This window comes from Pseudomonas rhizosphaerae (genome assembly GCF_000761155.1).
Classification (GTDB): domain Bacteria; phylum Pseudomonadota; class Gammaproteobacteria; order Pseudomonadales; family Pseudomonadaceae; genus Aquipseudomonas; species Aquipseudomonas rhizosphaerae.
Window position 1 is genome coordinate 4,656,508 of sequence record NZ_CP009533.1, and the last position, 21,911, is coordinate 4,678,418.

Annotated in this window: 23 protein-coding genes; 9 read left to right on the plus strand and 14 right to left on the minus strand. The window is 62.3% G+C overall.

The annotated features are described in order from the left end of the window. Positions 1–58: 58 nt before the first annotated feature. The 3 genes from glcF to glcD are packed head-to-tail and all read right to left on the minus strand — an operon-like array spanning position 59 to position 3,857. Positions 59–1,279 carry a glycolate oxidase subunit GlcF gene (gene glcF, locus LT40_RS20700; RefSeq protein ID WP_043193147.1) on the minus strand — a complete coding sequence of 407 codons (1,221 nt, stop codon included), beginning with the start codon at positions 1,277–1,279 and terminating at the stop codon, positions 59–61. Positions 1,280–1,296: 17 nt separating this feature from the next. Continuing rightward, positions 1,297–2,358, minus strand: a complete 1,062-nt coding sequence (glcE, locus tag LT40_RS20705) for a glycolate oxidase subunit GlcE (RefSeq protein WP_043193148.1) — start codon at positions 2,356–2,358, stop codon at positions 1,297–1,299. Further along, positions 2,358–3,857, minus strand: coding sequence for a glycolate oxidase subunit GlcD (gene glcD, locus LT40_RS20710; protein WP_043193149.1), 1,500 nt, complete (start codon positions 3,855–3,857; stop codon positions 2,358–2,360). The genes glcE and glcD overlap by 1 nt, the downstream gene beginning before the upstream one ends. A gap of 198 nt (positions 3,858–4,055) precedes the next feature. Here glcD and glcC point away from each other — a divergent pair, with 198 nt between their 5' ends. Then, the gene (gene glcC / locus LT40_RS20715; protein ID WP_043193150.1) at positions 4,056–4,808 is read left to right on the plus strand and encodes a transcriptional regulator GlcC; all 753 of its coding nucleotides are present in this window, start codon (positions 4,056–4,058) and stop codon (positions 4,806–4,808) included. 9 nt (positions 4,809–4,817) lie between these two features. Here glcC and LT40_RS20720 read toward each other — a convergent pair whose 3' ends face one another. The 3 genes from LT40_RS20720 to LT40_RS20730 all read right to left on the minus strand — a co-directional run bounded on the left by LT40_RS20720 (position 4,818) and on the right by LT40_RS20730 (position 6,841). After that, positions 4,818–5,678: a DUF6279 family lipoprotein gene (locus LT40_RS20720; protein WP_043193890.1), complete on the minus strand. Its 861-nt coding sequence runs from the start codon at positions 5,676–5,678 to the stop codon at positions 4,818–4,820. Between the two features lie 94 nt (positions 5,679–5,772). Continuing rightward, the gene (locus tag LT40_RS20725; protein WP_043193152.1) at positions 5,773–6,492 is read right to left on the minus strand and encodes a TorF family putative porin; all 720 of its coding nucleotides are present in this window, start codon (positions 6,490–6,492) and stop codon (positions 5,773–5,775) included. A gap of 160 nt (positions 6,493–6,652) precedes the next feature. Continuing rightward, a complete protein-coding gene (locus tag LT40_RS20730) occupies positions 6,653–6,841 on the minus strand; it encodes a hypothetical protein (protein ID WP_177327984.1) in 189 nt (62 codons plus the stop codon). Between the two features lie 200 nt (positions 6,842–7,041). Here LT40_RS20730 and LT40_RS20735 point away from each other — a divergent pair, with 200 nt between their 5' ends. Beyond that, positions 7,042–7,878: a CvfB family protein gene (locus LT40_RS20735; RefSeq protein WP_043193154.1), complete on the plus strand. Its 837-nt coding sequence runs from the start codon at positions 7,042–7,044 to the stop codon at positions 7,876–7,878. A 38-nt stretch (positions 7,879–7,916) separates the two neighbouring features. Here the strand turns inward: LT40_RS20735 and LT40_RS20740 are convergent, their stop codons facing one another. Next, a complete protein-coding gene (locus LT40_RS20740) occupies positions 7,917–8,297 on the minus strand; it encodes a hypothetical protein (RefSeq protein WP_043193155.1) in 381 nt (126 codons plus the stop codon). A 217-nt stretch (positions 8,298–8,514) separates the two neighbouring features. Between LT40_RS20740 and LT40_RS20745 the strand changes: the two genes are divergently transcribed. Together LT40_RS20745 and LT40_RS20750 are read left to right on the plus strand one after the other, a co-directional pair. Next, positions 8,515–8,706: a CsbD family protein gene (locus tag LT40_RS20745; protein WP_043193156.1), complete on the plus strand. Its 192-nt coding sequence runs from the start codon at positions 8,515–8,517 to the stop codon at positions 8,704–8,706. Between the two features lie 236 nt (positions 8,707–8,942). Continuing rightward, complete coding sequence (locus LT40_RS20750) at positions 8,943–9,920, plus strand: YihY/virulence factor BrkB family protein (RefSeq protein WP_084139862.1); 978 nt, start codon at positions 8,943–8,945, stop codon at positions 9,918–9,920. A gap of 10 nt (positions 9,921–9,930) precedes the next feature. Here the strand turns inward: LT40_RS20750 and LT40_RS20755 are convergent, their stop codons facing one another. Beyond that, on the minus strand, positions 9,931–10,344 hold the full coding sequence (locus LT40_RS20755) for a GNAT family N-acetyltransferase (protein ID WP_043193157.1): 414 nt from the start codon (positions 10,342–10,344) through the stop codon (positions 9,931–9,933). Positions 10,345–10,462: 118 nt separating this feature from the next. Here LT40_RS20755 and LT40_RS20760 point away from each other — a divergent pair, with 118 nt between their 5' ends. Beyond that, positions 10,463–11,098, plus strand: coding sequence for a DUF998 domain-containing protein (locus tag LT40_RS20760; protein ID WP_052393492.1), 636 nt, complete (start codon positions 10,463–10,465; stop codon positions 11,096–11,098). A 5-nt stretch (positions 11,099–11,103) separates the two neighbouring features. On the opposite strand, the gene LT40_RS20765 is transcribed toward LT40_RS20760, so the two are convergent. The 4 genes from LT40_RS20765 to LT40_RS20780 all read right to left on the minus strand — a co-directional run bounded on the left by LT40_RS20765 (position 11,104) and on the right by LT40_RS20780 (position 15,347). Beyond that, the gene (locus LT40_RS20765; protein WP_043193158.1) at positions 11,104–11,433 is read right to left on the minus strand and encodes a DUF202 domain-containing protein; all 330 of its coding nucleotides are present in this window, start codon (positions 11,431–11,433) and stop codon (positions 11,104–11,106) included. Beyond that, entirely contained in the window at positions 11,430–11,831 is a 402-nt protein-coding gene (locus LT40_RS20770) for a YidH family protein (protein WP_043193159.1), read from the minus strand. Before LT40_RS20770 ends, LT40_RS20765 begins: the two co-directional genes overlap by 4 nt. 78 nt (positions 11,832–11,909) lie before the next feature. Continuing rightward, positions 11,910–13,100, minus strand: a complete 1,191-nt coding sequence (locus tag LT40_RS20775; RefSeq protein WP_043193900.1) for a GAF domain-containing sensor histidine kinase — start codon at positions 13,098–13,100, stop codon at positions 11,910–11,912. Positions 13,101–13,214: 114 nt separating this feature from the next. Beyond that, a complete protein-coding gene (locus LT40_RS20780; RefSeq protein ID WP_052393493.1) occupies positions 13,215–15,347 on the minus strand; it encodes a putative bifunctional diguanylate cyclase/phosphodiesterase in 2,133 nt (710 codons plus the stop codon). 187 nt (positions 15,348–15,534) lie between these two features. Between LT40_RS20780 and LT40_RS20785 the strand changes: the two genes are divergently transcribed. Then, positions 15,535–16,614: an MBL fold metallo-hydrolase gene (locus tag LT40_RS20785; protein ID WP_043193161.1), complete on the plus strand. Its 1,080-nt coding sequence runs from the start codon at positions 15,535–15,537 to the stop codon at positions 16,612–16,614. Between the two features lie 12 nt (positions 16,615–16,626). Here the strand turns inward: LT40_RS20785 and LT40_RS20790 are convergent, their stop codons facing one another. Together LT40_RS20790 and LT40_RS20795 are read right to left on the minus strand one after the other, a co-directional pair. Continuing rightward, positions 16,627–17,538, minus strand: coding sequence for a formate/nitrite transporter family protein (locus LT40_RS20790; RefSeq protein ID WP_043193162.1), 912 nt, complete (start codon positions 17,536–17,538; stop codon positions 16,627–16,629). Between the two features lie 104 nt (positions 17,539–17,642). Then, complete coding sequence (locus tag LT40_RS20795) at positions 17,643–18,524, minus strand: alpha/beta hydrolase (protein ID WP_043193163.1); 882 nt, start codon at positions 18,522–18,524, stop codon at positions 17,643–17,645. Between the two features lie 221 nt (positions 18,525–18,745). Between LT40_RS20795 and LT40_RS20800 the strand changes: the two genes are divergently transcribed. The 3 genes from LT40_RS20800 (at position 18,746) to LT40_RS20810 (ending at position 21,901) form a co-directional block, all read left to right on the plus strand. Continuing rightward, positions 18,746–19,729, plus strand: a complete 984-nt coding sequence (locus LT40_RS20800; RefSeq protein WP_043193164.1) for a 2-hydroxyacid dehydrogenase — start codon at positions 18,746–18,748, stop codon at positions 19,727–19,729. A gap of 205 nt (positions 19,730–19,934) precedes the next feature. Next, on the plus strand, positions 19,935–20,861 hold the full coding sequence (locus tag LT40_RS21485) for an FAD-dependent oxidoreductase (RefSeq protein ID WP_084139864.1): 927 nt from the start codon (positions 19,935–19,937) through the stop codon (positions 20,859–20,861). A gap of 146 nt (positions 20,862–21,007) precedes the next feature. Beyond that, positions 21,008–21,901, plus strand: a complete 894-nt coding sequence (locus tag LT40_RS20810; protein ID WP_043193165.1) for a nitrilase family protein — start codon at positions 21,008–21,010, stop codon at positions 21,899–21,901. Positions 21,902–21,911: the final 10 nt, after the last annotated feature.

The window sequence follows — 21,911 nt, forward strand, 5'->3', positions numbered from 1 at the left end:
GCTTCTCCAGTTCGGTTGTCGAGCGGTTCAGGTTGCAGTGTTTCGATAGGGTGAAGGGTCAGTCGGTCATGGCCTGTTCGACCAGTTCGATCCAGTGCCGCACGGGCGTGCGCGCTGCACCGTCCAGGTGATTCTGGCAGCCGATGTTGGCCGTGGCGATCACCTCTGGCGCGCCGCTCTCCAGCGCCGCGAGGCGGTTGTCGCGCAGCTGTCGCGACAGCACCGGCTGGGTCACCGAATAGGTGCCGGCCGAACCGCAGCACAGATGCCCGTCCGGTACATCGGTCAGATGAAAGCCCAGGCGCCGCAGCAAGTGTTCGGTTACACCCCCCAGTTTCTGTGCGTGCTGCAAGGTACAAGGGCAGTGAAACGCCAGGCGCAGGTCGGTGTGCACGGCCAGTTGCTCCACCGGCTCGTCGCGCAGCACTTCGACCAGGTCCTTGGCCAGGCGGCTGACCGTCTGCGCCTTGGCCGCGTAGGCCGGATCCTGCTCCAGCAGGTGACCGTAGTCCTTGATGAAGGCGCCGCAACCGCTGGCAGTCTGCACGATGGCTTCGGCGCCCGCTTCGATGGCCGGCCACCAGGCATCGATGTTGTGTCGGGCCCGCTGCAGGCCACGGGCCTGGTCATCCAGGTGATAGTCCACCGCGCCACAGCAAGCGGCCTGGCGAACCGCCGTGACGGTGATACCCAGGCGGTCCAATACCCGCGCGGCGGCGGCATTGGTGTTGGGCGACAGTCCGGGTTGCACGCAGCCTTCGAGCATCAGCACGCGACGTGTGTGCTGCGCGGTAGGCCGCGGCACGGCAGGGTGAACCTGACGCGGCAGCTTGTCCTTGAGGCGTTGCGGCAGCAGCGGGCGAAAGGTCTGGCCCAGCTGGATCAACGCCTTGAAGGCGGTCGGATGAGGTGCCAGCGCGCGCAGACCGCCGCGTAGCCAGCGCTGCTCGACCGGTCGCGGCACTGCCTGGTCCACCACTGCCCGGCCGATGTCCAGCAGGTTGTGATAGTCCACCCCCGAAGGGCAGGTGGTCTCGCAGTTGCGGCAGCTCAGGCAGCGATCCAGGTGCTGCTGCGTGTGTGCTGTCACCTCATGGCCTTCGAGCACTTGCTTGATCAGGTAGATGCGTCCACGGGGGCCGTCCAGCTCGTCACCCAGCAGTTGATAGGTCGGGCAGGTGGCATTGCAGAAACCGCAATGCACGCAGCTGCGCAAAATGCGTTCGGCTTCCTCGGCGCGTGGCAGCAAGCGGGCCTGATCACTCAATTGGGTCTGCATGGTTCAGGGCTCCTGTCTTACAGCTGCGCGTAGAGGCGGCCGGGGTTGAAGATGCCTTGCGGGTCCAGCTGCGTCTTGAGCTGGCGGTGATAGCGCAGCAACAAGTCGGGCAGAGGCTGGAACGGCTCGGAGGTGATCCCTGCGGTGTAGCAGGTGACATGCCCGCCGACCGCCTCGACCACCTGACGGATCGACGCGGCGCTGGCACTGGATTTCAGCCAGCGCTGGGCGCCACCCCAGTCGATCAATTGCTCGCCGGGCAGGTCGAGGATGCCGGTGTTGTTGGGCAGCGACAGGCGCCAGAGCGGTTCTGGCTGCGCGAAGAAGGGCAGGCGATGTTCGTTCAAGTCATCCCAGAACGCCGAGTCGATGGGCTCGCCACCGATCCGCTCATGGGCGGCAGCCACTGATCCCTCGCCGCTTTCCAAGCGCAGGTAGAGAAAGTCTGCGCTGTGGCAGGCGGCACTGATGGGCATCGGCTGTTGGCCCCATTCGGCCAGCTTGAGCAAAGCGCGCTCGGCGTCGCAGCTCAGCTTGATGCTGAAACAGGCGCGCGGCTTGGGCAGCACTTTGAGCGACACCTCGGTGAGCACGCCCAGGGCGCCAAAACTGCCGGTCAGCAAACGCGACAGGTCGTAGCCGGCGACGTTCTTCATCACCTCGCCGCCAAAGCGCAGATGCTTGCCCAGCCCGGTGATGACCCGCGTACCCAGCACATAGTCGCGGGCAGAACCGGCCCATGGGCGGCGCGGGCCTGATAATCCAGCCGCAATCGTGCCCCCCAGGGTTGCCTGCTCGCCATAAGCCGGTGGCTCGAAAGGCAGCATCTGCCCCGCCTCCTCGACGGCGGCCCGCAAGGTCTGCAAGGGTGTACCGGCGCGCGCGGTGATCACCAACTCCGTGGGGTCGTAGCTGACGATGCCGCAATGCGCGCGGGTGTCGAGTCGTTCACCGGCACTGGGGCGGCCAAGGAACGCCTTGCTGGCACTGCCCTGGATACACAGTGGACGGTCGTCCACCAGTGCCTGCCGCACTTGATCGAGCAACTGCTCGCTGGCGTCGAAATCGCGCTCGGCCATCAGAAGCGCTCCAGTTCGGGAAAGGGCAGTTGTCCGTGATGGATATGCATGGCGCCGAATTCGGCACAGCGCTGCAGGGTCGGAATGTTTTTGCCGGGATTGAGCAGGCGGTCGGGGTCGAACGCCGCTTTCACGGCGTGGAACAGGGTCAGCTCGTCGCTGTTGAACTGCGCGCACATCTGGTTGATCTTCTCCCGGCCCACGCCATGCTCACCGGTGATGCTGCCGCCCACTGCCACGCACAGTTCCAGGATCTGCCCGCCTAACGCCTCGGCGCGCTCAAGCTCGCCTGACTGATTGGCATCGAACAGGATCAGCGGGTGCATGTTGCCGTCCCCGGCATGAAACACGTTGGCCACGCGCAGCCCATATTGCTCCGACAACTCGGCGATGCCCTTGAGCACGCCTGGCAGTGCGCGGCGCGGAATGGTGCCGTCCATGCAGTAGTAGTCGGGCGACAGACGCCCGACGGCAGGAAAGGCGTTCTTGCGTCCTGCCCAGAAACGCAAGCGTTCGGCCTCGTCCCGGGCCTGGCGGACCTCGGTCGCGCCAGCTTCGGTCAACACCTGATACACCCGCTGGCAATCGTCGTGCACATCAGACTCCACGCCATCGAGCTCGCACAGCAGGATCGCCTCGGCGTCCACCGGATAGCCGGCATGGATGAAGTCCTCGGCAGCGCGAATGGCCAGGTTGTCCATCATTTCCAGGCCGCCGGGGATGATCCCCGCAGCGATGATCTGGGCCACGGCCGCACCCGCCTTTTCCACCGAGTCGAAGCTGGCCAGCAACACCTTGGCCACCTGCGGCTTGGGCAACAGCTTGACGGTCACCTCGGTGATGATGCCCAGCATGCCTTCGGAACCGGTGAACAGGGCCAGCAGGTCGAAGCCGGGCGAGTCCAGCGCATCGCTGCCCAGGGTCAGGCGCTCACCTTCGATGGTGAGCATCTGCACCTTGAGCAGGTTGTGCACGGTCAAACCGTATTTCAGGCAATGCACACCGCCCGCATTTTCCGCAACGTTGCCGCCGATCGAGCAGGCAATCTGTGATGATGGATCGGGAGCGTAGTACAGACCGTAGGGTGCCGCCGCCTGCGAGATCGCCAGGTTGCGCACGCCCGGCTGTACCCGCGCCCAGCGCCCGGCGGGGTCGATCTCGAGAATCTGCTTGAACCGAGCCATGACCAACAGCACACCCTGTTCGAGTGGCAGGGCGCCACCGGACAGCCCGGTCCCGGCGCCACGGGCAACCACCGGCACTTGGCGTTCATTGCACAGCTTGAGCAACACCTCGACCTGCTCGATACGCTCGGGCAATACCACCAGCAGCGGTACGGTGCGATAGGCACTCAGCCCGTCGCACTCGTAGGGGCGCAAGTCTTCGGCGCGATGCAGCACGGTCAGGTCGGGAACACGAGCGTCCAGGGCCTGCACCAGCGCGGCTTTGTCCACCTTGGGCAGAGCACCGTCGATGCGTTCGTCGTAGAGGATGTTCATGGGCGCAGGTCACCGGCTTGTCGTTCTTATGCGCTCAACAGTGGTCGTAATCGCCCAGTCTGTCTACGGTCCGAACCACTGGTAGGACCAGTTCTTTTTGCGCTAGGGCTTCTATCGCCGCCTCTACTGGCTTATTTTCAGCTGGTCGCCAAGCGCCTGGGATAAATTTCGGGCGATGGTCCTACCAGCAGGCATGACATGCACACTAAACCTCAGATCGCCGATATCGTGTGCGAGCGCATCGAGCGGCTCATCGTCGATGGCGTTCTCAAGACCGGGCAGCCGTTGCCGTCGGAGCGACGCCTGGTGGAAAAGCTCGGAGTATCGCGCAATGCACTGCGTGAAGGCCTCAAGCTGTTGCGTGCTCGCGGCATCATTGCCACCGAGCAGGGGCGCGGTTCGTTCGTGGCGTCGCTGTCACCGGCCAACGACGCCACGCCCCTGATGCACCTGTTCAGTTCCCAGCCGCGAACCCTCTATGATTTGTTCGAAGTGCGTTCGCTGCTCGAAGGCGAATCGGCGCGGCTGGCCGCGCTGCGCGGCACCCAGGCCGATTTCGTCCTGATCGAACGCAGCTATCAAGCCTTGCTGGCGGCCCATGACCAGCCACTGGACGCCACTCGGCACGCACACTTGGACCATGCCTTCCACCTGGCCATCTGCGACGCCTCGCACAATCCGGTGCTGGTGCAGACCCTGCGCTCGCTGACTGATCTGTTGCTCAACTCGGTGTTTGCCTGCGTGAACAACCTGTACCACCGCCATCCGCAGAAACAGCAGATCGACAAGCAACACGCCAAGCTCTACACCGCCGTGATCAACCGCCAGCCCGAGCAGGCACGCAGGGCTGCCGTTGCCCACATCGAAAGCATCTGTGCCAACCTGCGCGAGATCGAAGGGGAAGAGCAGCGTCTGGTCAGGGCGACGATGCGCCTTGAAGGCTGGGCCTGAAGCGCCGCGCTAAGCGTTTTTCAGGCACTTGAGGTTGGCGAAGTCGTTACGCAGCTCACCCAACTTGCGCTCGATACGCACACGCTGCTCGGGCGTGCTATCCGCGGCAAGCCCCGTCATCAGGTCAATGGCGGCTTGCTCGGTGCGGGCGTAGGCCACCTTGTATTGCGGCGTCCATACCGCTTCGCGCTGTTGCAGCAACTGCGCGATCCGTGTCGGAAACTCGGCAGACTGGCGCTGCTGCAATGCCGCCAGCAGCTGGTTTTGCCAATGCTCGCGGTTGTCGATCCACTCGCGGTTCTGCGCCCCCAGGTTTTGCGACCAGTCCTGCACCCGTTGCTGCTGCGCATCGGTCAGCTTGCCGAACCACGGGGTGAGGCGTTTGCTCATGCGCTTGGCGCGTTCGTCGATCTGCGCCTGCAATGGCGGTTCGACGTATTCCTTGCGGCGCTTGATCAGGTCTTCGCTGAACGCCTGCTGCAGCGCGCGCACCTGGTTGTCATCCAGGCCCTGCAGCAGCTCCACCGCGGAGGGCGTCACTTGCACCGCAATGGCCGAAATCGCCTGTTTGGCCTCGGCTGTCCGCTCGCGCAGCGCTGGCGCGGTTACCTGCTGCTCGGCCACCATTCGCTGGACCTTGTCCAGCCATTGCAGGCTGTCTGCCAACTGCGTGGTGCAATGCCAGCGCAGATGCTCCTTGAGACGCTCGTCGAACCAGTTTTTCTGCTCGCGATTCATGTCCAGGTAGTCGTTCATCGACCAGGGAATGATCACGTCCAGATTGCGATAGGCCAGGTCCACCCGGGTGCAGCCACCGAACATCAGGCACAGGCCCATGAGCATCAAGCAGTGGAGCAGGCGACGAGACAGAGAGTTCATGGCGGCAGTCCGTGCGATGGCGTTGTTGTGGTTATAGAGCCATGCCGGGGCGTGCGGTTCAGCACGATGTGGGAAAAACGCGGTGTCAGAAAAACGTGTGTTGGGCCTTGAGCATGAACATGCTGTCGCACTGACCATTCTGCCCTGAGTAAGCGGCGCAGTTGGCCCCGCTCAGGTCCGAGCCACTGTAGATGAAGTTCAGGTCGAAACTACCGACGGGTCGTGACATCTGCAACGACCAGTCGTTGAAAGCCCGTACTTCCTGCCCCTCGCCGATGGTGAACGGGGTGGAAAGCTGATGGTTGCTGACTTTCATGGTGAAGCCGACATCCAGCAACGGCAGGCCGCCAAGGTCGGCGAACAGCGTACTGTTCTGGCCATCGGGGGTGTTGTTGAAGGCAGCACCGAAGCGCCGGTCCAGCACCCGCAGGCCGGCGTAGAACGCGTGGGTCGCGGGGGCGTCCAGTTCCGGGTAACTGTACTGGATCACGCCCACTTCATAGCCCAGGGAGTTGTCGAACGGGTGCTTGTAGCCCAGGTAGGAATCCACCTCGAGGTTGCTGGAAGAGGTCAGGCCCATGTTGGGTGACCACTGGCCGAAATACAGGCCGCTGTCATGGGTCAGGTCCAACCCACCGTGGAACGAACTGCCCGTACTTGGCTGCACCAGGCCCACGGCCATGCTGCGCGACGGGGTGGTGCCGAGCTTGAGGTTGAAATCGCCAATGTCACGTTGAATGACCTGGGCGTAGAGAGAAGGGGGGACCGCGAGTCCGGCTATCAATAACCAGCTGGGTCTGAGCATGCCTACCTCCAGTAAGCCTGGACGGCCCGATCTAGAAGGGTGCAAGCATACCGCTCATGGGCGGTGCAGGGCTGCCATTCGTCGATTCGAGGGGATGAAGGTGATGCGAGGAGTAACGCGAAGCGGAAGTTTTGCCCGGCGCGGTGGCCGGGCCGCAAACTTACTTCTTGCCCAGGCTGATGTGCTTGGACGGGGTGAAGGTCTGGCCGCTGACGCCCTTGGCAATCTGCTGGATTTCACCACCGGACTTCAGAAACGCGGCGATCTGTTCGTTGATCGACTCGCTGGTTTCAACGGCGGGAGCGGGCTTGACTTTGCTGTTGGATGCTTTAACGCGCATGGCTGCCATTAACCTGTCAAAAATTAATATGGCCAGGCATTGTACATGATTTATCCACTCCCGGCTGAGCCAGATAGACCAGCGGTGCTGGCGCAGCAGCGTCGCAGCGTAAGGAATCGGCGTACCAACCACGGGCGCAGGACGCGTTGCGCAGCCAGCGCAAGGGTTCTCGGGTAGAATGCCGAGCCAGGTGACGAGGAATATTCGAAATGGCTTTAGTCGGGCGCTACAACGCATTGCAAGTGGTAAAACATACGGACTTCGGGCTGTACCTGGACGGCGGCGCGGACGGTGAGATCCTGCTGCCCAACCGCTACATCCCCAAGGACATTCCCAGCGAAGACGAAGACTGGCTGAACGTCTTCGTGTATCTGGACAGCGAAGACAAGCTGCTGGCCACCACTGAAAAACCCAAGGTTCAGGTGGGCGAGTTCGCCAGCCTCAAGGTCGTCGAGATCAACAGCATCGGTGTTTTCCTCGACTGGGGCTTGCCCAAGGACCTGCTGCTGCCGTATTCCGAAGAAAAGCGCCAGATGAAGGCGGGCGAATACTGCGTGGTGCATGTCTATCTGGACAAGCGTACCCGCCGCATCACCGCCACTGCACGCCTGGACCGCTACCTGGACAAACTGCCGCCGGCCTACCAGGTGGGTCAGGAGGTCGATCTGCTGGTCGTCGAAGAAACCGACATGGGCTTCAAGGCCATCATCGACAACGCCCACTGGGGCCTGATCCACAAGAACGAAGTGTTCAAGTTCCTGCGTTCCGGCAAGCAGGAGAAGGGCTACATCAAGGAGCTGCGCAGCGACGGCAAGATCGCCCTGAGCCTGCAGCCGGTTGGCGCCCAGCTGGCCAGCAGCCTCAACGCACAGATCCTCGAAAAGCTGCGCGCCAATCAGGGCACGCTGCCGGTCAGCGACAAGAGCGATCCGAAGGTCATCAGCGACCTGTTCGGTGTCAGCAAGGGCAACTTCAAGAAGGCCATCGGCGCCCTCTACAAGGACGGCCAGATCGTCATTCACGCCGACCGCATCGAACTGGCCTGAGGCCTGCCGCGCAGCCCGGTGTCAGGGCTGCAGGACTGTCAGGGCTGCAGGAACGACGCGAAGCTGACGCCGCTGCCGGTGGGGCGCACGTCCTTGAGAAAAGAATCCTTGTCGGCGCTCAGCTCCAGGCTGACCGTCGACTTGCGCTTGCCGGCGTTACGCACCACCAAGCCCTCGATGTGCTCGCGCAGGAACGCGGTGGTCACCTTCAGGTGCAGTAGCTGATCGCTGGAAGGGGTGTGCAGCAGCAAGTGAATCCATTCGTACTGGCCGATCTGCAGGCGAGCTACGGGGATGTCGAACCACCAGATATTGCGCTTGGGGTCCAGCAGGGTGAAGTGGCAGTTGTTGACGCCGAGCACCGCGCCGCCCAGTTCCTTGTTGCGACGGGCGATGGCTTGGGGTTTGTCGAGTTTCATGGAAATTCCTACAGGTATGACGCTTCGGCGCACTGGCCGAATCCGACCGGCATTCTGCGGGCAAATCACCGGAACATAAAGCGCTGGCAAGCCATACGTGCATGGCCCATGAACGCGGCGTCTTCTGTTGCGCAAAATAATTTGAAACTCTGGCGGTCCGACGCTGGTCAATTCCTGTGTCGAGACAAGACATTCCTAAATGACCAGGAGACTTACCATGAGCGGCACTACAGACAAGATCAAGGGCATGGCCAACGAAGCGGTCGGTAACGTCAAGCAGGGTGTAGGCAAGGCCACCGGCAACGAAGAACTGCAAGTCAAAGGCGCAGTTCAAGAGAAGAAAGGCGAAGCACAGCAAGTCGAAGGCGACGTGAAGAATGCCGTCAAAGACACTGTGAAAAAACCCTGAGGTAGAGTGTTCTCTGCCTGAATGAGGTTTCCCAACGGTCATCAGTCGATGGCCGTTGTGCTATTGGGCAGACATGGACGTACATACTCTGACTGTCGTTTTTCCTGCGGCTTTGCGGTAAAAAGCCGGCGTTGAACAGCCGGACCGCGACAAGTCCTGCCGCAGCTGCCTGATTCACCCCTATCCTGCATTCACCAGGCAGCGTATTCGAAGGTTGAGTGGCGCAAGGAGACGCTATGCTATTTCCCCACATGAACAACCTGCCTTTTATGAAGGTCATGGTTCGCACGGTCAAGGAATTCGTCGACGACGAGATGCCCACCTATGCGTCGGCGTTGGCCTACCAGATGCTGTTTTCGCTGTTCCCCTTCCTGCTGTTCCTGATCGCCCTGATCGGCTTTCTGCATCTGCCTGATTTCTTTTCCTGGATGCGCCTGCAGGCCGATCTGGTTCTGCCGCCACAGGCGCTGGAACAGGTCAACCCCGTGATCGACCAGTTGCAACAGTCCAAAGGCGGATTGCTGTCCATTGGTATCGTCGTTGCCTTGTGGACGGCCTCGGCCGGTGTACGCCTGACCATGAGCGCCATGAACGCCGCCTATGATGTGGTCGAGGAACGCCCGGCCTGGAAGCGCATTCCCTTGTCGATCTTCTACACCATTGGCTTGGCCGGCATGCTGCTGTGTGTGGCGGCCCTGATGGTCACCGGCCCGCAAGTCATGCAATGGCTGGCCGGGCAGATTGGCATGGAAGACTTCATCGTCACCCTGTGGACCATCCTGCGCTGGCCGCTGATCGTCATCCTGCTGATGATCGCCGTGGCAGTGATCTACTACGTGATGCCGGACGTGAAGCAGGAATTTCGCTTCATCACGCCAGGTTCGATGCTGGCCGTGGTGGTCTGGATCGTCGCCTCGCTGGGCTTTGCCTACTACGTGAAGACGTTCGCCGACTACAACGCCATGTACGGCAGTATTGGCGCGATCATCGTGTTGCTGCTGTATTTCTACATCTCTTCGGCCGTGCTGTTGCTGGGCGCCGAGATGAATGCCGTGATCGAGCACATGTCGGCCGAGGGCAAGGACAAGGGCGCCAAGGATCCGGAAGAACAGGCCCCGGCCGTGGATCACACCGATACCGAGCCTGCTGGCGAAAAAGACCTGCGTACAGATCAGCCCGCGCCGTCGACGAGTACTGCTCGCCCGTTGTCCTGAACGCGGTCTATCAAGACGCGCCGACCTTCAGGCGCACCAGGGCCAGCAGGTGCTTGCTGGCCCGGTAGCGTTCCAGGCGCTGGGCCAGTTCCATAGGCAGCGAGGTGGCATCCTCAAAGCCTGAGCGTTTATAGAAGTCGTGTAGCTCAGGTGCGCAGAACAACCACACTGGTCCACCCAGCGCCTCTTGGGCCTTGCTGATCAGGCTACTACCGCAGCCTTCGTTTCGCCGTTCGACTGCTACGTGCAACCCCGTCAGCCAATGTCCTCCGGCTATGGGCATGAAGTTCGCCGCCGCAACGATGTCGCCTTCGCGTGCCACCCACCAGCGTGCATTGCCAGCACTGCGCATAGGGCTGCGTTGCGACTTGTAGAACTTGTCCAAAAGGGGCCGTGCACAGCTCGGCAGCTCACTGAATTCCACGTATATGTGTCCTGTTATTGCCAAAGCGCCAGGTTTGCCCCATGGCGGGAAAAATTGCTTCGTGGCGACACTGGCCCTGTAGTAAGGTCCGGGCCTCTTTTTATGACGGAGATGTGCTGTGCAGCAGCCGATTCGCAATCCACTCTACCTGGCTGGTGTGATCAGCCCGCTCTGGCTGGCCGCCGCATTGATCGTAGCCGGCAGCCTCTATCCTGGGTACAGCCACATCAATCAGGCGATGGGCTTGTTGGGCGCCATCGACGCGCCCACCCATACCCTGTGGCCTTGGCTCAGCCACTTTCCGTTGGGCCTGTTGCTGATCGCGTTCGGTATTGGCCTGTACGCACACCACGCCCATCTGCGATTGGCACGGTTGAGCGCATCGCTGGTCATCGTGCACGGCCTGGCAAGCCTGGTCGCCGGCTATTTTTCCTGCGACAACGGCTGTTCGCTGCAGTACCCCTCGACCCAGCAGAACCTGCACACGATTGCCAGCGTGATCATGTCCGCGAGCCTGTTGCTCGCCAGCGCGTTATGGATTTTCGTGGCGCGCCGCGAAGGCCGCAAGGGGCTTATCTGGTTGTCGTTGGTCTGCAGCCTGTTTGCACTGGGCTGCCTGCCGTGGATGGCGGCCGCCATGGACGTGGGCCGCGGCTTCGGTCTGTTCCAGCGGGTCAATTACTTCGCCTCGCTGCTGTGGGTCGCTGGGCTTGCCTGGGCACTGCTCAAGGATGATCGCAGCGGCCAGATCTGAACGGATCAAGCCATCAGGGTAATCCAGATGGCTGCCCCCCCGATCAAGGTGACCATGCTGCCCAAGCCAAGCACCCCCGTCACATCGGCGGGGAACCGCGCACGGTTGATACCTTCGACCCGGCAGCGGTAGCGGCGGCGCTGGCTCAGCCAGATCAGCAATGCCCCCAGCAGGGTCAAGGTGATCAGGCCAGCGGCGAAACGCCCGTGGTGTGGCATCCAGCGTAGAAAAAACAAGCTCGCCACGAGCATTGCCAACAACGTGCGTCCCCAGGCCAGCAAGGTGCGTTCGGGCTGCAGCCCTTCGTCCTGATGACCCGCCTGCGGCAAGCTCATCGCAATACGACGAAAGCAATCAGCGCCGCGGTAACCAAGGCACCGCCGATGGACAGCAATGGCACCAGCAGCGGGATGGGCAAGGGCTGCTTGTGCCGCATCGCCCGCTCCACGTTCAGCCAGCGCAGGCTTGCGCTGGCACTGAGCAGCATGCCCAGCAGCAGCAGGATGACCGCCAGGCTTTTGCGAAACTCGGGCGCGAACACGTCCGCAGTGAACGCTTCGACCGCGATGCCGCCGGCCATCAAGGCCAGTGCCGTACGGATCCAGGCCAGGAACGTGCGTTCGTTGGCCAGAGTGAAGCGCGGGTCCGGCTCGCTGCCGCCCTTGAGCAGCCGCAACTGCCGTGCACTGCGCTCGCCGTGGTGGGGGGGGATCCCGGGGTCAGGTCTCGCCATGTGTGTGCCAAACAGGGTGTGGAAGTAGGGCGATGCTACCACCGTCGACGGTCGCGCCGTCCATTTTCAACGACCCGCTCAGCCGACGGCGGGGGCTACGGGCAGGTGAAAGACGAACTGCGTGCCGTCTTCGTCGGTCGAGCTGACCTCCAGTCGTCCATCGTGGGCCAACGCAATCTGGTAGGCGATGTACAGGCCCAGGCCCAGTCCGCCACGCGGGCTGCGTACGCTGGGTCGGGCAAAAGGCTTGAACAACTGGGCACGTACGTTTTCGGCAATCGCCGGCCCCTGGTTATGCACCGAAAGTGTGAACGCCTGATTGGAAAGCCGCCCGCTGACGTGGACATCGCTGTCCGGCGCACCATGGATAAGGGCATTGGACACCAGGTTCGATAGCAGCTGGCCGATGCGCTCCTTGTCGCACAGCACGCCCCGCAGGTCATCCACATCCATCGATATGACCCGGTCGGGATGGATGCGCTGCAGTTCCGAAACCACGTGCTCCAGGCTTCGCGTCAGGTCGGCATCGGGTTGCAGATCGACCACGATGCCGGCCCCCAGTCGCCCGCGAGCGAAATCCAGAACGTCCTCGATCAACTGCGAGGCGCGGCGTGCGCTGGTCTGGATGTGCTTGACGATCCCTGCGCTGCGCTCATCGGCGACCCGGCGTTGCAGCAGCTCGGCACCGGCGTTGATGGCGAACAGCGGGTTGCGCAGGTCATGGCCCAGGACTGCGATGAACTGATCTCGCAGGTCGGCCATTTCCCGTTCCTCCAGCAACGCCGTGGCCGTGCGCTGGTGCTGCTCCTCGTTTTCCATCTGCAACGACAGCAGCCGCGCGAACGAGTCCATCATCGGTTCGATGGTGGTGCCTTTCAGGCAGGTCGGCCGAGGATCGAGCGCGCAGATCGTGCCGAAGAAGCTGCCGTCGGCGCGGAATATGGGCGTGGATATATAGCTCTCGAAACGGTAGATGCGCGGCGTGTGGTGATTGCAATACACCTCGTCTTCGCTGACTTTGTCGATGATTATGGTCTGGTGACTGGTGCGTATCTCATGGCACAGGGTGGTGGTGATATCCAGTTCCTCGCCGACCTTCAGGCCGAAACCCAGGGTGTCGAGCACCGCGCAGGTAGTCCATGAAGTGTCGGTGACCCGGGCGACGGCGGCGAAACGCATTCCGGTGGTTTCGCAGATCACCTGCAAGATTGCCGGGACTGCGTCGATACGTGCGATGGTGGCTATGTCGGCTGCTGCAGTCGTGCCCATGAGATGTCCACTGTGGTTGCGCATGCCGGAGTCATTGAGAGGTCGTGTCCGGACGGTGCACCGATTCTAACGATGCCGCCTCGGACTGTAAAAAAATGTTGAACAGGTTATCGATCAATGGGCGTGCAGGCCTGCTGGCGATGCCACATGCGACCTGCGCGTAGACGCCTGCTGCTTGAGCACCGACTCGAGCGCTGACTGATCCAGCGGCTTGCTCAGCTGTGCACCTTGGACTTGCGCGCAGCGATCACGCCGCAACTCGAGCAACTGCTGCTCGGTGTCGACGCCGGCGCCGATCACCGTGACGCCCATGGCCTGGCCCAAATCGATAATGCCTCGCACCAGTCCGCGATCCTGTGGGTTGCCGTTCATGCCGGCCACGAAGCGCGGGTCGATCTTCACGGCATCGAACGGGTAGATCCGCAGGTACCCCAGTGAACAGTAGCCGCTGCCGAATTCGTCGAGAATCAAGCCCGCGCCCAGCTCCTTCAGCGCCGTCAGCGCACCCACCGCGCCGTCGGCACAGCCCAGCATGACCTGCTCGGCGACCTGCACCTGCAGGCGGCTGGCAGGCAGGCGGCTGTCGGTCAGCGCATCGCGCACATCGCGGGGAACATCGCCACGGCTGAAATGCGCCGGCGCCAGACTCACCGACAAGGCTATCGACTGCGGCCAATGGCGCGCCATCCGGCAGGCCTCGCGCAGAGTCCAGCGATCGATGGCAATGATCAGGTCGCTGCGCTCGGCCAGAGGCAGGAAGACATCGGGGGTGAGCAAGCCTTCGACAGGGTGCTGCCAACGCAGAAGTGCTTCCGCGGCAACCACGCGAGCACCGTCGGCGCTGTACCTGGGCTGGAAGTGAAGCAGCAGTTGCTCATGGCGAAGGGCGGACTGCAGATCGGTTTCCAGCTGCCACAGCGAGTTCTGTCGCTCCAGCGCGGGTGCGAAGTGCTGCCACTGCCCCCGGCCTCGGGTCTGCGCCTGACGCAGGGCAATGCCGGCGCAATGCATCCATTGCTTGGCATCGCCACCCGCAGGATGGTCGTGGACCACGCCGATGTTCACTCCGACCTGCATATGCTTGATGCCATGCACGACGGGCCGTTGGACATTGTCGATCAGACGCTCGCAGAAATGCTCGATCTCGATCATTTCATCGATACTGGCAAGCACGATCATGAACTGCCCCGCGCGCAGGCGCGTCACCAGATCGTTGCTGCGGGTACTGTCACGCAGGCGGCTGGCGACTGTGCGCAATATGCACTCACGGGCGGATTGCCCCAACGCCTCATCCGGATCGTCGAACCCTTCGAGATCCAGCAACAGCAGCGTCAGTGGCAAGGGGCGAAGACGATCGGCCAGCGTCTGGTCGAGAAAGCGTGTCAGGGCCTGCTCATTCCCCAGACCGGTGACCGCATCGTGGGTCGAGCGATGGGCAAGCTGGGCCTGGGCGCTGACCTGGTCAGTGATGTCGACCACTGTGCCGCGATAGCCTGCAAGCTGTGCGTCACGCACGATGCGGCACGCAACGATGCGACAGTGACGGACCTGCCCGGCACTGTCGCGGTAGGTGCAGCGCAACTGGCCAGTACCCGGCGAGCTGTTATCCAATTGTTGCAGCCATTGACCTGGGGGCAAGGTTTCGCACTGCATCAACAGCTCGATGGGCTGGCCCAGCCAAGCATCGCAAGCCAAGCCAGTGGATGCAGTGAATCGGGTGGACAGATAGCTGACCCGCAAAAATTCGTCGGTCTCCCATATCCAATCGGAACTGGCGCTGGTCAGGTCATGCAGACGTTCTTCACGCTCGCGCAGGGCCCGATGTTCATCCTGCAATCGCGCATGGTCCTGGTCGATGTCGCGCAAGCTGCGCAACGTCCTGCGCAAGAGCCCGGCGGACGCGATCAGCACTGCCAGTAGCAGCAGCGCGACGGTCATCGGCAGCGACATGGACCATAGGGGTTCGCCGCCCGGTGGCGGGGTCTGTACCGGCAAGCCAGCGCCCGCATCATTCAGCGAGATCAGCGGCCGACCACTGTTTTCGCCCAGATCGCGCTCCGCGTCGGCCACGTTCGACGTGACCGTTTCGGTCGATGGAACGCCGACTTGTTCCGGCGCGGCAGTAAAGCCAAGCATGGCGCCGCCGGCAATCAGCACACTGGCAAGGATAGGTAACAGGAAGGCCAACACCAGAAGCCGGGCATGGCGTGAGTGGCGGGAGGCATTGGCGGCATCAACAGCATTCATGAGCAGCGGTCCTTGCGAACAGACGTGTCCTGGTGCCATCTGGACGTTTGCCCTCGGTACATGGTTCCCTGCACTCGACCAAGCGCCGAATACGGGTGTCCAGCTTGTCAAGCCGGCCGGAACTCTCACTTTTCACGCCAGCCCGAAAGCGTATGCTGTAGCTCGCATCTTTCAGCCAGAGGGCTGCATGAATATTCCACTGCTTTTCGGAGTGCTCGCGCTTATGACGTCGTTTTCGCCAAACGCCGAAGAACTGCCTGCCTCGTTGCGCGAGGACGGCCAGTATCGTAATCAGGTGGTCCTGCCTAAGGACGGCTTCATGAAGAAGCTGCGCATCGGCATCAAGTACCTGCTGCTCAGCAAGCCACCCGGAACCCGCCCACAAGCGGCACTGCCGGTCGAGCAGATTTCCCGCCAGCAACTGCTGGCCGCGCCGGACTACAGCCTCTGGCGGTTGGGGCACTCGACGGTGCTGCTGAAAATGGGTGGCGAATTCCTCATCACCGACCCGGTATTCTCCGAGCGCGCCTCGCCCGTCCAGTGGGCAGGTCCCTTGCGCTTCCACCAGCCGCCGATCAGCATTGCCGAATTGCCGCCGATCAAAGCGGTCATCCTGTCCCACGACCACTACGACCATCTGGACGAGCACGCGATCAAAGCGCTGGCCGGCAAGAGCGAGTATTTCCTGACCACACTCGGGGTGGGCGACCGGTTGATCGAATGGGGGGTACCTGCCAGCAAGGTTCGTCAGCTGGACTGGTGGCAAGAAACCCAGGTGGGTGGGTTGCGCCTGGTCGCCACACCGTCGCAGCACTTCTCCGGGCGTAGCCTGTTCGACAGCAACAGCACGCTCTGGGCATCGTGGGTGGTCATCGACCAGGACTTTCGCCTGTTCTTCAGCGGCGATACCGGCTACTTCCCAGGCTTCAAACAGATCGGCGAGCGTTTCGGACCTTTCGACCTGACCCTGATGGAGACCGGGGCCTACAACGTCGCCTGGCCCAACGTGCACATGCAGCCTGAAGAAACGCTGCAGGCCCATCTGGACCTGCGCGGCAAAACGCTACTGCCCATTCACAACGGCACTTTCGACCTGTCGATCCACGACTGGCATGAACCTTTCGATCGCATCAGCGCGCTGGCGCAGGCCAAGGGCGTTCCGTTGAGCACGCCACGCATGGGTCAGCGGATCGACCTGCGCCAGCCCCAGGCCAGCGAGCATTGGTGGGAACAGGTCGACTCACCTGCGCCCGTCGCCACACCGTGATCCAATGATGGCTCAGGCATCGGCGTTGGGTTCCTTGCGCGATTTGCCCTGGCCATCGTCCTTGGGCGGCAGGCCGCTTTCGCTACGGATCTGCGCATGGCTGATCAAGGCGAAGATGAAGCTGCCGCCAATGATGTTGCCCGCCAGCGTCGGTGCAGCGAAGTCGAGCCAAAAGGCTTTCCAGCCCAGCTCGCCGGCCCACACCAGGTAGGACACTTCCGCCGAGCCGACGACGATGTGGGTGAAATCCCCCAGCGCCATCAGGTAGGTGACCAGGATGATGATCCACATCTTGGCGCTTTCCTGCGAAGCGATCATCCAGACCATGGTAGCGATCATCCAACCGGAGATGATGCCTTTGGAAAACATCTCCGACAGATTGTTTTCCATCACCTTGCGACCAATTTCAAGAAAGGCCACGTCGGTCTTGGCGTCGAAGATCGGCAAGTGCAGCATGACGTAGGACACCAGCAGTGTGCCTACCAGGTTACCGGCCAGCACCACGCCCCAGAGCTTGAACAGCCGGCCCAGATTGCCCAGGTTCGGTTTGCTCATGATCGGCAGGACGGCGGTCAGGGTGTTCTCGGTGAACAGTTGCTGGCGCGCCAGGATCACGGCAAGAAAACCGGCCGAGTAGCCCAGGCTGGCGATGACCTTGCTGGTTTCGCCGTCGGGTAGGCGCGAGTTGAACAGTCCCATGGCCATCAGCGACAGACCCATGGTCAGGCCGGCAGCCAAGGCCGACCACCACAAAGCGGCGACCGTGCGCTCGAGTTCGTGGTCGCCCTGTATGCGAATGGTTTCATGCAGCACCGCCGCGCGGGGCGGTTGGTTCTCATGGACTTCTTCTTTTTCGTCGGACGACAGGCCAGGCGTCTTGCCTTCTTCTTCGGGGGCATCAAGGCGGGGTTCGTGCTTTTCCATGGAGGTTCCTGCAAATGCGGTGGCGCGCGTGCCGGGTGCACGGCTGCCTCAGCACAGACCTTCAGGGCCCCGAATAAGTTGCGTCAGTGCGCACCGAGCGTCGGTTACAGGCCGAATACCTCGCGCAGCGCCTCGGCATAGGCCTGGCTACCCAGGGTCATGCTGTTGTTGTGGGTACCGCCGGGCACCAGCAGTAACCGCTTGGGTTCGGCAGCGGCATCGAACAGTTCCTGGCTGAAACGCGACGGCACGTAGCGGTCGTCCAGGCCATGGACGATCAACACCGGAATCTTGATGTCGCCGATCTTGTCGATGGAATCGAATTTCTCCGACATGATCCAGCGCACCGGCAGGGACGTATTGGCGACCGCTGCGGCGGCGGCGGCCAGGTCGGTGAAAGTCGACTCCACGATCAGCCCGGCAGCTTTCGGCTCATCGCCCCCGGCTAGGTGCTCTGCCAGATCCACCGCGATCGCGCCCCCCAGCGAATGACCATAGATGAAGCGTCGCTCGGCTTTGGGCTGCAACTGCACCAGGCGCTCCCAGGCAGCCTGGGCGTCCTGGTACACCGTGCGCTCGGACGGCAGGTCGCCTGGGCTCTCGCCGAAGCCGCGGTAATCGATGGCCAGCACCGAAAATCCAAGTTCGCGCAGCTGGCTGATGCGCCGCACCTGCGCGGTGAGGTTCCAGCGCGTGCCATGCAGGTAGAGCACCGCCGGTGCATCGGCGCGCGGCGCCGGCCACCACCAGGCATGCAAGTATTGGGTGCTGCTCAGGGCCTTCTCCACTGGAATCTGCAGTTCGGTAACGCCCGAAGGCAATCCTGCATACCAACTGGCCGTGCCAGGCTCGATGTTGAACAGCAACTGCCGCTCTTTATACGCCAGCTGCGAGCATCCATACGGCAAGCCAACGCCGATCGCCAACGCCAGCAGTAGAAAGGGGAGCCAGCGCCGACGACGTGGCGCGGTGGTAGGTGATGCCATGCACGCAAACTCCAACTGGGTCTCTGTACTGGACCTGAGCAGGTCAGGCGCTGTTCCATGGCTATTTGGTTTCAAGCGGTGTCAGCGCCTGCCCAACCAGCAGCAGAATGCCCGTTGCTGACGCCTTGTTGCCATCGTTCCACCGATATTCTAATGTCGTCTGACGACTGATGATTGCGCTGCCATCGCTGCAGCGTGGCAACCAATAAAAAGGACAACACATGAAAATCGTGATGGTGGGAGAAGCTGCGACGCACCGTGAGGCACTTTCCACTGCCCTGGACTTCCCCGTTCAATTCGTCGAGCTGCCCCGCGACGCCCACGAATCGGATGCCTGGGACGACCAGATCGAAGGCGCCGACGTACTGGTCTCGATGCGTTTCCAGCGGCGTGGTCCCGCACCGGCCTTCCGCTTGCTGCATGTGCCCGGCGCCGGGCTGGATGGCATCGATTTCGCCGCGCTGCCTACCGGCGCCACGGTCTGCAATGTCTTCGAACACGAAATTCCAATGGCCGAATACGCCCTGGCCTGCATGCTCGAACACCAGGTCGAGCTGGCAGCCCTGAAGGCGCGTTTCAGTACCGAGCAGTGGACCGACGCCTACCTGAAGCGCCAACCGCGTGGCGAGCTGTTCGGCAACACCGTGGTCATTGTCGGGTTCGGTCGTATCGGCCAGGCCGTTGCCAGCCGAGCACAGGCCTTTGGCCTGCACGTCATTGCCATATCCGCTCGCGCCCGAGACGGACGCGTTGCCGGGCCAATGGACGAAGCGTACACACCTGCCGAGCTCGACCCGGCGCTCGCCCGTGCCGATTTCGTCGTGTTGACCTGCCCCCTGGACGAGCGCACCCGCGGCTCGTTCGCCGCCGCCCAGTTCGCCGCGATGCGTGCCGATGCCGTGTTGATCAACATTGCCCGCGCCGCAGTGGTTGACCAAAGTGCCCTGTACCACGCCCTGCGCGACAACCTCATCGCCAAGGCCTACCTGGACGTCTGGTACAGCTACCCCAGCGGCGAATCCGACGCTGTCGCACCGGCGCAATATCGTTTCGAAGACCTCCCCAACGCCTACTGCACCCCCCACGCCTCCGGCTGGACCCAGGGCCTTTTCGAACGCCGCTACGCCTTCATAGCCGCCAACATCACCCGCCTGCACCAAGGCCAGCCCCTCCAGAACGTCGTTACAATCCCCCGTCCTGTCTAACACCCGGCGCGGCGACACACCCGGCCCCTGTAGCAGCGGCGCAAGCCGCGTCCGGCCACACCTCAATCCTTTTGACACACCGCACCTGCCTCCCACGCATACGCCAAACCCTTCCTACATCCCAGCCCCCCAATTCCTCTGCCTGGACTCACCCAGGCTTCGCACACTGACGCCTCTTCAATCCGACCGACAAGGACCGTCGTTTATGACCATTGGCTCATCCCACAACCATCCCGCCGACATCGCCGCTGCCTTGCAAAACCCCGCCAGCCCGCCTTGGGCGGCTCGCTTTCCCAATCCTCCGGACCTGTGTTTCGACTATCGCCGCCTGCTCGAACAAACCGCAGGCATCGCTCACGGGGGCAACCCACAACACCGCATCTGCATCATCGGCGCGGGCGTCGCAGGCCTGGTCGCGGCCCGCGAACTGCTGCGCTGTGGCTTCGAACAGATCACCCTGATCGAGCAGTCGCGCCGCTTGGGTGGACGTCACCTCACCGTGCACGTAGATGGGCCGCAAGCCACAGCCTCCGTCACACCGTTCGAAATGGGCGCTATGCGCATGCCCTTTTTCAATCGCACGGGCGAGGCACCCGCGCAAGGCCGCTCACTGATGGCCTACTACGCTGGCCTGTACGACCTTAAAACCTCGGACTTCCCGAATCCCGGCACGCCCTTCGTGCGCTCCACCGGTATTTATCTGCGCGGGGAGGACGATGCAACCAAGCTTGCGGCATTCAGCGATGCCGAACTGGTCGATAAATGTGTGCGCGAGCTGGACCGCATCCTGCTGCGGTGCAGCAACGTCGGTTCGCGCATTTCCCCGTTCATCTACACCACCAACGCGCGCGTACAGCGCTGGGTGACAGACCGCAACGCTCTGGGCTGCGCCAAGCTCTACCGCGCCGGCGCCTACCAGGATGCGGTCGGCCTGATGAGCTACAACCGCGACTACAGCGCTCGATCCGGACTGTACTTCGCCGGTGAGTCCTTTTCGGTCGATGCCGGCTGGACTGAACCGGCCATGCGCGGCGCCGTCGATGCGGTGATCAACCTCTGCGCCAACCAAGGTGCAGCTTTCAACGGTGGATTCGACCTGGCCCGTTACCCTCGGTATGGCGTCGAGCCCTGAATTCGACTGAGGTCGTAGGCGTATTGAACGGTTTTGTACGGTCAGCCGGATTACTCCTACACCAGCTTGGGAATCATCCGGTTTTTTAATCCAAACGAATGCGTTTCTATGCGGAGGCAATCCAAAAACAACAAAAAGGTGCCTCCATGTCCTCTGCTTCTGCCATCAGTCCCGTGCGCGTCGCTGTCGTCCAGTTCGATCCGCAATGCGGCCTCGAACACCGCTCGTTCAACCTGTCTCACAGCCTTCATCTGGCCCGGCGCGCCGTAGCCGGAGGCGCCCAGCTGATCGTACTGCCGGAACTGGCCAACACCGGCTACGCCTACCGCAACCGCGAGGAAGCCTTTGCGTTGGCCGAGGCCGTACCCGAAGGCCCCAGCGCCCAGGCCTGGATCGAGTTCGCCCGCGAACACCAGGTCTACCTTGCTGCCGGTCTGGCAGAACGTGATGGCCACAAACTCTACGACTGCGCGGTGCTGGTCGGCCCCGAGGGTTTCATCGGCAAATACCGCAAGGCCCATCTGTGGAATCTGGAAAAACTCTGGTTCAGCCCCGGCGACCTCGGTTTCCCAGTATTCGAGACGCCCATCGGGCGCATCGGCCTGATGATCTGCTGGGATGTCTGGTTCCCCGAAGTGCCACGTCTGCTCAGCCTGCAAGGGGCGGACATCATCTGCAGCCTGAACAATTGGGTCTGGACACCACCGCCGCTGTTCGACGAAACCGGCAAATGCATGGCCTCTTACCTGACCATCACTGCGGCCCACGTCAACAACACCTTCATCGCCGCCGCCAACCGCATCGGCACCGACCGCGGCGATCGCTTCCTCGGCTGCTCGTTGATAGCCGGCACCAACGGTTGGCCGCTCAGCGAAGTGGCCGGTGCCGAAGAGGAAACCATCCTCTTCGCCGACATCGATCTGGTTTCGGCGCGCAGCGCACCGATCTGGAACAGCCTCAATGATCTTCCACGCGACCGCCGGGTCGACCTGTACGGCTCGATGCTGGGCTATGACCGCCATGCCGCGCTGCCGCGCTGAGGAGGGATGC

Bases quoted from the DNA above. Each gene is read 5' to 3' on its own strand.
- LT40_RS20810 (WP_043193165.1), top strand. From the start codon at position 21,008: ATGTCCTCTGCTTCTGCCATCAGTCCCGTGCGCGTCGCTGTCGTCCAG.
- glcF (WP_043193147.1), bottom strand. From the start codon at position 1,279: ATGCAGACCCAATTGAGTGATCAGGCCCGCTTGCTGCCACGCGCCGAG.
- glcC (WP_043193150.1), top strand. From the start codon at position 4,056: ATGCACACTAAACCTCAGATCGCCGATATCGTGTGCGAGCGCATCGAG.
- LT40_RS20740 (WP_043193155.1), bottom strand. From the start codon at position 8,297: ATGAAACTCGACAAACCCCAAGCCATCGCCCGTCGCAACAAGGAACTG.
- LT40_RS20795 (WP_043193163.1), bottom strand. From the start codon at position 18,524: ATGGCATCACCTACCACCGCGCCACGTCGTCGGCGCTGGCTCCCCTTT.
- LT40_RS20765 (WP_043193158.1), bottom strand. From the start codon at position 11,433: ATGAGCTTGCCGCAGGCGGGTCATCAGGACGAAGGGCTGCAGCCCGAA.
- LT40_RS20785 (WP_043193161.1), top strand. From the start codon at position 15,535: ATGAATATTCCACTGCTTTTCGGAGTGCTCGCGCTTATGACGTCGTTT.
- LT40_RS20735 (WP_043193154.1), top strand. From the start codon at position 7,042: ATGGCTTTAGTCGGGCGCTACAACGCATTGCAAGTGGTAAAACATACG.
- glcE (WP_043193148.1), bottom strand. From the start codon at position 2,358: ATGGCCGAGCGCGATTTCGACGCCAGCGAGCAGTTGCTCGATCAAGTG.
- LT40_RS20800 (WP_043193164.1), top strand. From the start codon at position 18,746: ATGAAAATCGTGATGGTGGGAGAAGCTGCGACGCACCGTGAGGCACTT.
- LT40_RS21485 (WP_084139864.1), top strand. From the start codon at position 19,935: ATGACCATTGGCTCATCCCACAACCATCCCGCCGACATCGCCGCTGCC.
- LT40_RS20745 (WP_043193156.1), top strand. From the start codon at position 8,515: ATGAGCGGCACTACAGACAAGATCAAGGGCATGGCCAACGAAGCGGTC.
- LT40_RS20725 (WP_043193152.1), bottom strand. From the start codon at position 6,492: ATGCTCAGACCCAGCTGGTTATTGATAGCCGGACTCGCGGTCCCCCCT.
- LT40_RS20750 (WP_084139862.1), top strand. From the start codon at position 8,943: ATGCTATTTCCCCACATGAACAACCTGCCTTTTATGAAGGTCATGGTT.
- glcD (WP_043193149.1), bottom strand. From the start codon at position 3,857: ATGAACATCCTCTACGACGAACGCATCGACGGTGCTCTGCCCAAGGTG.
- LT40_RS20775 (WP_043193900.1), bottom strand. From the start codon at position 13,100: ATGGGCACGACTGCAGCAGCCGACATAGCCACCATCGCACGTATCGAC.
- LT40_RS20770 (WP_043193159.1), bottom strand. From the start codon at position 11,831: ATGGCGAGACCTGACCCCGGGATCCCCCCCCACCACGGCGAGCGCAGT.
- LT40_RS20780 (WP_052393493.1), bottom strand. From the start codon at position 15,347: ATGAATGCTGTTGATGCCGCCAATGCCTCCCGCCACTCACGCCATGCC.
- LT40_RS20790 (WP_043193162.1), bottom strand. From the start codon at position 17,538: ATGGAAAAGCACGAACCCCGCCTTGATGCCCCCGAAGAAGAAGGCAAG.
- LT40_RS20730 (WP_177327984.1), bottom strand. From the start codon at position 6,841: ATGGCAGCCATGCGCGTTAAAGCATCCAACAGCAAAGTCAAGCCCGCT.